Annotated in this window: 8 protein-coding genes; 6 read left to right on the top strand and 2 right to left on the bottom strand. The window is 53.4% G+C overall.

The window, feature by feature from the left end:
- Nucleotides 1-96: 96 nt before the first annotated feature.
- Nucleotides 97-1,329: an ROK family transcriptional regulator gene (locus tag ACYVC2_RS20550; RefSeq protein ID WP_461105204.1), complete on the top strand. Its 1,233-nt coding sequence runs from the start codon at nucleotides 97-99 to the stop codon at nucleotides 1,327-1,329.
- Between the two features lie 38 nt (nucleotides 1,330-1,367).
- The gene (locus tag ACYVC2_RS20545; RefSeq protein ID WP_461105202.1) at nucleotides 1,368-3,824 is read left to right on the top strand and encodes an alpha/beta hydrolase; all 2,457 of its coding nucleotides are present in this window, start codon (nucleotides 1,368-1,370) and stop codon (nucleotides 3,822-3,824) included.
- 6 nt (nucleotides 3,825-3,830) lie between these two features.
- Here the strand turns inward: ACYVC2_RS20545 and ACYVC2_RS20540 are convergent, their stop codons facing one another.
- Both ACYVC2_RS20540 and porX read right to left on the bottom strand, forming a co-directional pair.
- Nucleotides 3,831-6,272: a PAS domain S-box protein gene (locus ACYVC2_RS20540; RefSeq protein ID WP_461105200.1), complete on the bottom strand. Its 2,442-nt coding sequence runs from the start codon at nucleotides 6,270-6,272 to the stop codon at nucleotides 3,831-3,833.
- 241 nt (nucleotides 6,273-6,513) lie between these two features.
- Nucleotides 6,514-8,079: a T9SS response regulator signal transducer PorX gene (porX, locus tag ACYVC2_RS20535; RefSeq protein WP_461105198.1), complete on the bottom strand. Its 1,566-nt coding sequence runs from the start codon at nucleotides 8,077-8,079 to the stop codon at nucleotides 6,514-6,516.
- A gap of 468 nt (nucleotides 8,080-8,547) precedes the next feature.
- On the opposite strand from porX, the gene ACYVC2_RS20530 reads away from it, so the two are divergent.
- The 4 genes from ACYVC2_RS20530 (at nucleotide 8,548) to ACYVC2_RS20515 (ending at nucleotide 11,857) form a co-directional block, all read left to right on the top strand.
- Entirely contained in the window at nucleotides 8,548-9,666 is a 1,119-nt protein-coding gene (locus ACYVC2_RS20530) for a DPBB and LysM peptidoglycan-binding domain-containing protein (protein WP_461105196.1), read from the top strand.
- Nucleotides 9,667-9,688: 22 nt separating this feature from the next.
- Nucleotides 9,689-9,907 carry a hypothetical protein gene (locus tag ACYVC2_RS20525; protein WP_461105194.1) on the top strand — a complete coding sequence of 73 codons (219 nt, stop codon included), beginning with the start codon at nucleotides 9,689-9,691 and terminating at the stop codon, nucleotides 9,905-9,907.
- A complete protein-coding gene (locus ACYVC2_RS20520) occupies nucleotides 9,904-10,713 on the top strand; it encodes a TIGR02757 family protein (RefSeq protein ID WP_461105192.1) in 810 nt (269 codons plus the stop codon). The genes ACYVC2_RS20525 and ACYVC2_RS20520 overlap by 4 nt, the downstream gene beginning before the upstream one ends.
- Before the next feature lie 112 nt (nucleotides 10,714-10,825).
- The gene (locus ACYVC2_RS20515; RefSeq protein WP_461105190.1) at nucleotides 10,826-11,857 is read left to right on the top strand and encodes an aldose epimerase family protein; all 1,032 of its coding nucleotides are present in this window, start codon (nucleotides 10,826-10,828) and stop codon (nucleotides 11,855-11,857) included.
- Nucleotides 11,858-11,865: the final 8 nt, after the last annotated feature.

The following is an 11,865-nucleotide window of genomic DNA, read 5'->3' as shown; positions in this document are numbered from 1 at the left end:
TACGTGAAAGTAATTTAATCGTAGAATCTCCTTTGGGAAATAGTGATTTCTAAACCTGAATATTTGCTGCTTATCTCTCTTTACTTCTAATACCCCATGAATTCATCCGTCTTCCTTGAAGAAGAACCCCCCTTTCCGCAATCGGTCGTTGACTATAAGAAGAACCAGAAGCAGCGCAAGGTGCTGGCTTATCTTTATACACAAGGCACCTGCACCTTGGCAACCTTAGCCAATCTGCTCCACAACAGCGTTCCGTCGGTAACCAGTCTGGTGGAAGAACTCATCCAGACGCAATGGGTTACCGCCATTGGTACTGCCATCGGCAACAACGGCCGGCGGCCCGTATTATTTGGGCTAAATACAAAGCTGAATCACGTCGCAGTGATCGATGTCAGTATCCACGATACAAAAATTCTGGTGATGAATACCCAGCGGACGGTAATCTTCCGGGGCGATTATGACCTGCGGCTGCATGACAACCCTACCTTTCTGTCTACCCTGGCCGATTGTTTCGAGAATGCCATGAGCGAGTCGGGGCTGGCCCGCGAGGAATTGATTGCCGTTGGTATTTCGATGCCTGGTTTGATCGACTCCCGTCGGGGCGTAAACCTGACGTATAAAAACCTGACTCAGGGCGAGGAGTCTCTGACAAAATGGTTTTCAGCCCAGATCGGCAAACCCGTCTACCTGATCAACGACACGAAAGCAACCGTGCTCGGTGAAAGCCGGTTCGGCGGGGCGCAGGGCAAAAAACAGGTACTGGCCATCAACATCGACTGGGGCGTAGGGCTGGGAATTATTGTCAATGGGGAAGTATTTCAGGGGGCTAGTGGCTTCGCGGGTGAGTTGGGACACATTCAGGTCGATCCGGAAGGTGAGCTGTGCCACTGCGGTAAGATCGGCTGCCTGAATACCATCACCTCGGCTTCCGCGCTGGTCAGGCGGGTGCAGGACGGCATCCTGGCCGGCCAGGTTTCCAAACTGGCCGGACTTAAAGAGCAGGTCGATCAGATTGGTATCGACGAGCTGATCAGCGCAGCTCACCAGGGCGATTCATACGCCATCGATGTGCTGCACGAAGCAGGTTTTCAGCTCGGAAAGGGTCTCGCCGTTGCCATCAATCTGTTCAATCCCGAAATGATCATTATCGATGGTGTGCTGACCAATGCCGCCGACTTTATCCTGAGTACCATTGAGCAGGCCATCAGTAAATACTGCCTGAGCGATTTCCGGAACGACATGACCATCGAGCTCACCCAACTGAACGGTACGGCCAAATGGTTAGGCACACATGCCTACGTAATGGAAGACATTTTTGCTACGTACTGACCGCGCCCGGTTTAGGTAAAGCCCTCATCAACAAACTTATGAAACCACTTTTTACGATCGGATGGGTCCTGCTGTTCGCCTGGACGGCCCGGGCCCAGTCGGTTTATTCGTTTACCAAAGGGCTGGCCATTGGCCCCTGTCACCACTACGGCCGGGAAGCACTTTATACCGATGAGCTGGCGTATCAGCTCTACCAGACTACCTTGCAGACGCCCGCGGAAGGAAAACCGCTGACAGACAGTAAGGAACTGGTCTGGCAGGCGGTTACGGCCGATAACGACAAGAAGTTCCGCGGGCGCTCGTTTACGAATGGCTATCTGTACCTGACTTACGACTCGAACCGGGAACAAACGGCGCTGCTGCATACAACCGGCCACAACATGGTGTATGTCAACGGGGCTCCTCACGCGGGCGATCCGTATGCCAGCGGATGGTTGTTCATACCAGTTGCGCTGAAAAAAGGTCGTAATGAATTCTACGTGCGCACGTCGCCGTTCTCGCGTAGTCAGGGGTTGCTGACGGAGTTGATTTTTCCGGAAAAGCCGATAAGCCTCAATACCGACGACCCTACCCTACCCAGCCTTGTCCTGGGCCGGCAAAGCGAACCGATCTGGGGAGCCGTAGTCGTCGTCAACACATCGACCAAGTCCCTCACAGGCTTACAGCTACGAAGCCGGCTGGCAGGTACCGACGAGGTAACCGACCTGCCGGCCATAGCGCCCCTGGCTACCCGCAAGGTTGGGTTTCGGATCAATCCGTCGGGGGTTCGGCAAAAGGGTGATCTGAAAGCCCAACTCGTGCTTTCGCAGACCGGAAAAACCCTGGATGAAAAGGAAATCAGTCTGACGGCAGTCGAACCTCTGGCTCATCAGAACCATACCTTCGTCAGCCACATCGACGGCAGTGTTCAATATTACGGAGTAGCTCCGCAGCAACAGCCCGATGGCAAGGCACCGGCTTTCTTTTTGTCGGTCCACGGGGCGGGGGTCGAAGCCAGCGGTCAGGCCCGGGCCTACGTTCCAAAGGATTGGGGCGTACTCGTAGCCCCCACCAACCGACGCCCGCGCGGATTCAACTGGGAGGACTGGGGCCGGCTCGACGCGCTGGAAGTGCTCACCATCGGAAAGAAACTATACCAGCCCGACCCACAACGGATCTACCTGACCGGCCACTCGATGGGTGGTCATGGCACCTGGTATCTGGGCGCTACCCTGCCCGGCAACTGGGCCGCCATTGCCCCCTGTGCGGGCTACCCGACGCTGGCCGATTATGGTTCGCACGACGGCAAAATCCCGACCGAAGGCGGCTCTCCCATGGAAAAGCTGCTGCTTCAGGCCAGTAACCCCAGCAACGTCCTGGCGCTGGCCTCTAATTATAAACCGCTGGGTGTGTATGTGTTACACGGCGATGCTGACCGGACCGTTTCGGTCGAATATGCCCGGCAGATGAAGAAACTGCTCGGTACGTTCCATCCCGATTTCTCGTATTACGAATACCCCGGCGGCTCGCACTGGTACAGCAACGAAAGCGTAGACTGGAAACCACTGTTCGAGTATTTCCGCTGGCACCGCATTCCGGCCGATAGCGCAGTTCAGACGATCGATTTCACTACAGCCAATCCCGCTATTTCCTCCAGCATGCGTTGGGTCAGTGTCGAGCAGCAGCTTCACCCGCTGCAACTAAGCCGGGTTCAGTTGATCCGCGACAAGAAAGCGAAGACGATCAGCGGTAAAGCCGACAATGTAGGCTTGCTGTCGGTCGATCTGAGCGACTTTCAGCCGGGCGAAACCGTTACCATCACCCTCGATAGTCTGAAAGCCATCCGTCATGTGGTCCGCAATCAGACCGACAAGCTGTACCTGGCCCGAAAAGAACAATGGGAAGTGGCGACAAAACCAACGCCGACGCAGAAAGGTCCGCACCGGAACGGTACCTTCAAAGAGCCGTTCAACCACCGAATGGTGTTCGTATATGGCACGGCAGGGACGGCCGACGAAAACGCCTGGGCCTACAACAAAGCCCGTTACGACGCCGAAACCTGGTATTACCGGGGCAATGGTGCCGTCGATATGGTTAGCGATAAAGAATTTATGGCAGGCCCGTTCGCCGACCGGGGCGTGATTCTTTATGGTAACTCGACCACGAACCGGGCCTGGGCCCAGTTGCTGGCCAACTGCCCGATCCAGGCAAGCCGGGGGTTACTGACCATTGGCAATGAGCGCTATACGGGCGATACCATCGGCGCTTATTTCGCCTGGCCCCGCCCCGACAGCCCGGCTGCATCGGTTGCCGTCGTGACCGGAACGGGTCTTGCAGGACTGAGAGCAACCGATGCGAACCAGTATTTTGCGGGGGGCAGTGGTTTCCCCGACTTCATGATTTTCGATCTGAGCATGCTGCGGAATGGGGTAAAAGGCATCCGAAAAGCAGGCTTTTTCGATAACGATTGGTCGCTGGCGCGCGGGCAGGTAGCAAGCCAGGTGGTGGTTCCATAGCGGCTTTTATGCCTTTCTGGCGTGTTCCTGCAAAGCCGCCAGCAACTTATCGGGAGCGAACGGTTTTGGCAGAAAGCCGTCCATTCCCGCTTTGATCGCCATTTCTTTCTGATCCAGCATGGCCGACGCAGTCAGGGCCAGAATCGGCGTGTTCTGGTTCGGGTTGTCGATGGCGCGGATGGCAATGGTGGCATCGTAACCGTTCAGCACCGGCATCTGAATATCCATCAGAATCAGATCGAATTTTTCTTTGCGGCACATATCCACGGCCTCCTGCCCATCGCTGGCAATAATAAAAGTGACGCCCCACTTTTTCAGAAGCCCGCTCACATACCGCTGATTCATCAGGTTATCTTCGGCGACCAGAATGGTCAGGTGTTCGATCTGGCTGGCCGTTTCGCCCGTTGGCGGAGTTTCGGGCTGCCCCAGCTCTTTCTCTTCGGGAATGGCCTGCGCATAGGGCAGGCTGAACGTAAACTGACTCCCTTCGCCAACTGTACTGCGAACGGAAATACTCCCTTCCTGTAGCTCGATAAGTTCTTTGGTAATGGCCAGACCTAGTCCGGTTCCTTTGTGCTTATGCCCTTCGGGGCTTACCTGCCGGAATTTCTGAAAAATCCGGTCCAGCTTATCCTCTGGAATACCCACGCCTGTATCCGATACCTGAAACTCGATCCAGGTGCGGTCGGCTTCTTTTTTCCGGATGCGCGCCGTGAGCATAATAGACCCTTCTTCGGTAAACTTTTCGGCATTGCCGAGCAGATTCAGCAGAATCTGATTCAGCATCAGTTCATCGCCTATGTATTTCCCCGAAATCCGGGCGTCGAGCATAACATCCATGCTGATGGGGCGTTTCTGAAGCCGCATCTGGAATATTTTCTGAAGACTGCGCAGCAACCCGGCCAGATCGAACGGCTGACGGGACACTTCTACGCGGCCGGCTTCAATTTTAGCCATATCGAGCAGATCGGAGATGAGTGTGTGCAAAAAATCGGCCGACGAGCGGATAATGTCCAGATACTCCAGTTGATTCTGCGTCGGGCGTGTGTCGTACAGCAGGTGAGTCATGCCAATAATGGCGTTCAAAGGAGTACGGATTTCATGGCTCATATTGGCCAGAAACTGCTTTTCGGCCAGGCGTGATTCTTCCAGTTCCAGTTCCAGCTTCTTCCGCTCCGTGAGGTTGTAATGCACCCCGATCGAACCAACGATCGCGCCGTGTTCATCCATGATCGGCGCTCCGCTAACCAGCATCCAGACCGTCTGTCCGTTCTTGTGCTGCAGCGGAACTTCGTAGGATGAAGCCTGTCCATGATAGCGCAGGGCCTGCTGCTTTTCCAGCACTTCCTGCCCTTCCTGAGCCAGAAACAGCGTCGACGCGTTCTGTCCAATCAGTTCATCGGCGGTGTAGCCCAGCATCTGGCAAAATCGATCGTACGCCCGAATAATAGTCTGGTCGTTATCTACTTCGAGCAGACCCAGTTCCAGATTGTTCATGATACCCCGGTACTTCTCCTCGCTCTTGCGCAGTTGTTCGCGCGCCAGGTATTTCTCCGTTACGTCGGTATAGCGCCACAGGTGGCCCATATACTGGTCGTCGCGAAAAACCGGAATATAATCGCGCTCAAACCGTCGATCGTCGGCCATGCAGATTTCCTCGCCGATAACCACCTGCCGGTCGAGCAGTAGCTCATCAATCCGCTTCAGGAATTTTTCAGGCTCCTTTACCAGGTGTGCTCCCTGTTTGAACACCACGGAACAAACCATATGCTCTTCCTGTAAAACCTCCGAGTCCAGTCCAAACAAATCGCAGAACTGCTGATTGATGAGCACGATCACGTGGTTTTCGTCTTCGATCATGACCGCCGATGCCGAACTGGAAATCACCGTAACCAGGCGCGTTTGCGCACTCACGAGCGCATCCTCGGCTTTCCGGCGATCGGAGATGTCACGCGCTACCGCAACGAACTGCGGTGTACCGTCGTCAGTGGTCAGCAGCCGAACGGTTTGTCCGATCCACAGCCGGCTCCCGTCCTTACGTATCACCGGAAGCTCCAGATACGTATTATCCAGCTTTGCCTGCATCATATTCAGGTAAAAATCGCGCAGCTCATCCTGATATTCGGCCGGAACCAGTATGGTATAAGGCTGGTAGAGTAATTCTGCCTCCGTATACCCCAGCATCTTCTCGATCACCGGACTGACGAAGGTAAACACGCCGTCGGCGGGCGAAATCTTATAGATAACGTCCTGAATGGATTCGATAATCTGCCGATACTCCTGATCATACCGGCGTAATTCCTGCGATTTTTCCTGTATCTGTCTGGTCAGACTGGCGTTAAGCTGTCGGTTCTGTTCCTGAGTCTGGTAGAGTTCGTCAATTTTTTCTGCTAATCTTTTCTCCGCCGTCAGCCGGGCTTCTTGTGCCTGGCTGACAGACTGATTCAAGCGGACTATATCATCAGTAGACATACAATTCGTATTCTTATGGCCGTATATAGTAAATAGACCCTTACAGTAGAGTCCATTTATGCCAAAATGTAATTATGATGTAAATAAAATAAACATTAAAATAACATCCCCCACCGATAAATATATTAAGCGGCCCAACCACCCATTAACCAATAAAAAAACGCGCACTCTGATCGAGAGTGCGCGTTTTCCGAACGGTATAATTAGTGAGCGTAACTTACTTTGCCTTCAGATACGCAAATGGAATAATCATTTCTTCCAGCGATACCCCTCCGTGCTGGAAGGTATTGCGGTAATGGTTGACGTAATAGTTATAATTGTTCGGGTAAGCGAAGAAGTAATCTTCCAGGGTAAACACGTAAGCGGTCGATACATGCGGCTTGGGCAAAAACAACCGCTCGGGCTTTCGGCCTACGAACAAATGGTTATCGTCGAACCCAAGGTTTTTGCCTTGCTTATAGCGCAGGTTGGTATTGGTTTCGCGGTAACCGACAATTTTAGCCGGTTTCTGCACCCGGATCATGCCGTGGTCGGTCGTAATGATGAGCCGTCCGCCCTTGGCGGCTACTTTCTGGATAAATTCCAGCAGGGGTGAATGCAGAAACCACGACCGTGTAATAGACCGGTACGCCGACTCATCGGGAGCCAGCTCTTTGATCATGGCCATGTCGGTACGCGCGTGCGAGAGCATATCGACGAAGTTGTAGACGACTACATTTAAGTGGTTCTGCAGCAGGTTGTTGAAGTTATCGACCAGCGACTTCCCCTGGTTGACGTTCAGGATTTTGTGGTACGACATTTTGACGTTCAGGCGGCTTTGCTCAAGCTGCCGACGCAAAAACTCATCTTCGTGGTTGTTCAGCCCTTCGTCCTCATTATCGTCATTCACCCACAGATCGGGATGTTTGCGCTCCATCTCGCTGGGCATCATACCCGAAAAAATAGCGTTCCTGGCAAAGCCTGTGGTTGTCGGCAGAATCGAATAGTACGACGATTCTTCCTCAACCGTAAAATACTCTGTCAGCAGGGGCTCAATCACTTTCCACTGGTCGTAGCGCAGGTTATCGATCAGCACGAAAAACAGCGGGGCCGCATTGCCGCTCTGATCCAGCAGCGGAAATACTTTCTTGCGCATCAGTTGGTGCGACATAACCGGACTGGCCATTTTAGGTTCGTTCAGCCAGTCTTCGTAATTGTCCATTACGAATTTACAGAACTCCGAATTGGCTTCGCTTTTCTGCATGTTCATCACTTCAGACATACTCCTGTCCTGCGAACCATCGAGTTCCAGCTCCCAGTAAATCAGCTTTTTGTATACCTCGGCCCATTCATCGAAATCCATGCGGTCGTTATACTGCATGGAAATATTCCGGAAATCCTGCTGATAGCCAATGTTGGTACGCTCGGTCACGAGCCGCTTGTTGTCGAGAATCTTTTTGACCGACAGCAGAATCTGATTGGGATTGAGCGGTTTGATCAGATAATCAGCGATTTTAGAGCCAATGGCTTCTTCCATAATATGCTCCTCTTCGCTTTTGGTGATCATAACCACCGGCAGATTAGGACGCATCTGTTTGATCTGCGACAGGGTTTCCAGTCCCGTCATGCCGGGCATCATTTCGTCGAGGAATACAACATCGTAATTCGTATTTTCGACCTGATCGAGGGCATCGGCTCCACTATTGACTGAGGTTACGTCATAACCTTTATTTTTGAGGAATAAGATGTGGGGCTTCAGGAGATCGATCTCGTCGTCGGCCCAGAGTATCGAATAATTTTGCATAGGTTCGGCAGTGTTTAAATCGTGGAGCTATTCGGTGTACAAATTACAAATCTGCTCTCTGTTTAACCTCAAACGTGATCTTCTGTTCGGAAAGATCGGCGAAACTGGTATTTTAAGAAGATTTAACAGCAACCCGTCTGCCGGACAACAACGCTGCCGGACGATGCCATCGGTGTGCAGTTCGTAAAAACAGAAGGAGAAACAACGGCTTCTACCGCCCCCTTTACTTACTTTCTTTTAAAAACCGACGGCTTCCGGTTTCTTTTAAGACATTTAATCGTCCTTATGACAAACCAGGGCTCGAAGTGCCTAAGTTCTGCTTCGCGACCGCTTGCTGCTGGGACCTAATGGCCCTGTAAAACTTTATTTCTAATAAAAACAGGAGTATTTTACGTTATTTTTACAACCAAAGTCGTACATACGGCTGACAGGCTGGCCAACATCGACGAGTAGCCCGCTGCGATACCTATGAAAAACCGCTCTATACATTGCGTTCTGCTCCTGTTCGGTAGCCTGGCGTATACCTCCTTCGTCAATGCGCATCCCAGGTTACCCATTGGGTCGATGATCACCGATTCGGTTGGCGTTGAAAAGAAAAACGGGAAACGCTTCATTCTGCACCGTGTCGATGAAGGTCAGACGCTCTACGCGATTGCCCGGCGCTATAAACGGTCGGTCGCCGAAATTCGGACCGCCAACCCAGAGCTGAAAGAATCGGTTCGTTACGGTCAGCTCGTCAAAGTGCCGGTTCCAGAGCGTAGCCTTAGCCACCAGGATGAAAAAACGGCCGATAAGGAACTAAAGAAGCAGGAAAAAGAAGCGAGTCGTCAGGCCAAAGCGGAGAATAAAGATGCCCGCAAAACCGACGATCCGGCCAAAGCGGGTATCCACGTCGTCGAAGCCGGTCAGACGCTTTACAGCTTAGCCAGCCGCTATGGAGTATCGCAGGACGATCTGCGCAAATGGAACAACCTGGCGGGCAATAACGTCCTGATCGGTCAGGCGCTCATCGTCTCTGAAAAAGCGCATCTGGCCCGGATGCCGTCAACGTCTATGCCAACCGTGGCGGCCCGGACGCCCGACACCCCTGCGCGAACGGTTGCCGTCCATCCGGCCGAACCCCGCCCCTCAACGCCACCGACCGAGCCTCGTCCGGCCGAAACCCGTCCAGTCGCACCGGCCGAATCGAAGCCCGAACGCCGACCCGAATCCGACGTAACGAATCGGCCCCTTACGCCCGCTGGCACTGCGCCTGCCGAAGTAGAGATCGAGTCGCCCAGGCCCGGCAACGACGCGCCGATGCCCGTACATGGACGACGAATTTCCGACAGCGGAGTGGCCGAAATGATCGAAGGGGCTGATGGATCGGGGAAATACCTGGCGTTGCACCGCACGGCTCCAATCGGGACGCTGGTGCAGGTCCGGAATGAGTTCAATAACCAGAGTATCTGGGTCAAGGTAATTGGCAGGCTGCCCAATACAGGCATCAATGATAAGATTTTAATTAAGTTATCGACGCAGGCCTTCGCGAAACTTTCACCCACCGATCGTCGTTTTCGAGCTGAGGTGAGTTATATCGTTCGCTAAGAAGCGACCCTACTTAATAGTTATGGAAAAAGAAACAAAGGAACAACGGATTGCCCGGCGTCACCGCGAACGGGATGCCCAGATGAAAGCCTCACCGGGCTACGTTACGTTCAGCATTATGTTTACTCTGGCGTATCCGTTTATTGCGGTCTTCACCTTTGTCATGTCGACGCTACTCGCCGTTTTTTCCGGAATTTCCAAGGCCATGGCCTGGGTAGTAAGCGGAGGCCATAGCCGATGAACCCGGATCATGTCCTGACGTCAACTTCTTCCTTAAAAGATTTTTTAGACGCGAAGGCCGATCAATACAATCGACCTTCCTTCATCGAGCGCGACCCGATCTGTATTCCGCACCGCTTCAGCCGTCGGCAGGATATTGAAATCATGGGCTTCTGGGCGGCTGTACTGGCTTGGGGGCAACGACCGGTGATTCTGAAGAAAACCAGCGAACTGGTCGATCTGATGGATGGCGCGCCTTATGACTTCATCCGAAATCACCAGGAAAGTGATCTGAAGCGGTTTCTGGCGTTCAAACACCGAACCTTCAATGCTACGGATGCGCTTTACTTTCTGCACTTTTTCCGGCAGTATTACCAGCAACACGATTCGCTGGAAGACGCCTTTTTAACCAGCAAGACGGGCGACGCAAGGACGGCTTCCGACACCGTCGAAGCCAGCCTGATTGCCTTCCACGACCGATTCTGCGGCCTTACCGACTTTTTCCCGGAGCGCACCCGCAAACACATTGCCACACCCGCCCGCAATTCGTCGTGTAAGCGGCTGCTGATGTTTCTACGATGGATGGTTCGCCAGGACGATCGGGGGGTGGATTTTGGACTATGGACGCGTCTGCAACCGCATCAGTTAGTGATGCCCATCGACGTACACGTTAACCGCGTAGCTCGCCAACTGGGTTTGCTGACGCGCCCGCAAACAGACTGGAAAGCGGCTTTGGAGCTAACAGAAGCCCTGCGCAGTTTCGATCCGGCCGACCCCGTACGGTATGATTTCGCCCTGTTTGGGCTGGGCGTCGAGGGAGAAATGTGAATGAATGGCTTACGGGTCATGTCGCCGGTACTGTAGATTAATTTCGCCGATGTGAACAAACAATAGATGAACAGAATGGCTTACTAGTAAAACGACCTGCGTTTACGTTATCATGCCGTTTCAGATCACGACTCAGCCATTTGGACCGTTACCCAGCGGAACCACCTCACTTACCGAATACCTGCTCGAACATACCGAATCGGGCGAATTCATTACCATTATCCCCGAATTTGGCGGGATTCTCCGACGCCTGGTACTACGGAAGGGGAAAAAGTTGTTTGCCCTGCTGCACTCACCCGACTCGCCCCAGGCCCTGCTGGCCGATGAAAGTTACGCCAGCGCCCTGCTGTATCCGTTTCCGAGCCGCATCCGGCATGGGATTTATCAGTTCGATGGAGAAGAGTATGCCCTGAAACTAAACGAGAGCAGGCGTGATAATGCGCTGCATGGTTTCGTACATGGCCGCGCGTTTTCGGTCGTGGATCAGGATGTTACCGCAACGCATGCGCAGCTGACGCTGCGGTATGAATACCTGGGCGATACGGTGGGGTACCCGTTTCCGTTTATTCTGACCGTTACGTATGAACTGGTTCAGGCCAATCAGCTAGCTTATGGCAGTAATCCTGAGAAAGACAAAATGTGCGCTTTACGGATCAGTTATTCAGCCCAGAACATCGGAATAACCCGCGCTCCGGCAGCGTTTGGCTGGCACCCGTATTTTAGCTTTACCGACGAGCCGGTCGACCAGTTGTCGTTGTCGCTGCCCACCCGAACGCCCATCTCACTCGACGAAAACATGATTCCGGACGGGCGACATCCGACCGAAGAAGCGGGTACGCTGAACCTCGACGGGGTAGAACTGGACACCGCTTTTGCGATCGAGCCGACCAGCCAGCCGGACGCAGCCGAACCATTCGCCGAAACCGTCCTAACGTCGCTCCAAACGGGTGTCCGCCTGATTGTCGGGCAGCAAACCGGCCCCGGAAAGCTTAATTACCTGGTTTGCTATACACCCGCCCGACGCGACCGGGTGGCTATCGAACCGCTGACGGCCAATGTAGATGCGTTCAACAATGGCGAAGGGTTGACCATTCTCGAACCCTGGGAAGCCCTTTCTGGTACGATCTGGGTCCGGCTGGATTAAGTCCAGCC

This window comes from Spirosoma koreense (assembly GCF_054777875.1).
This window is presented reverse-complemented; position numbering and strand designations above follow the sequence as displayed.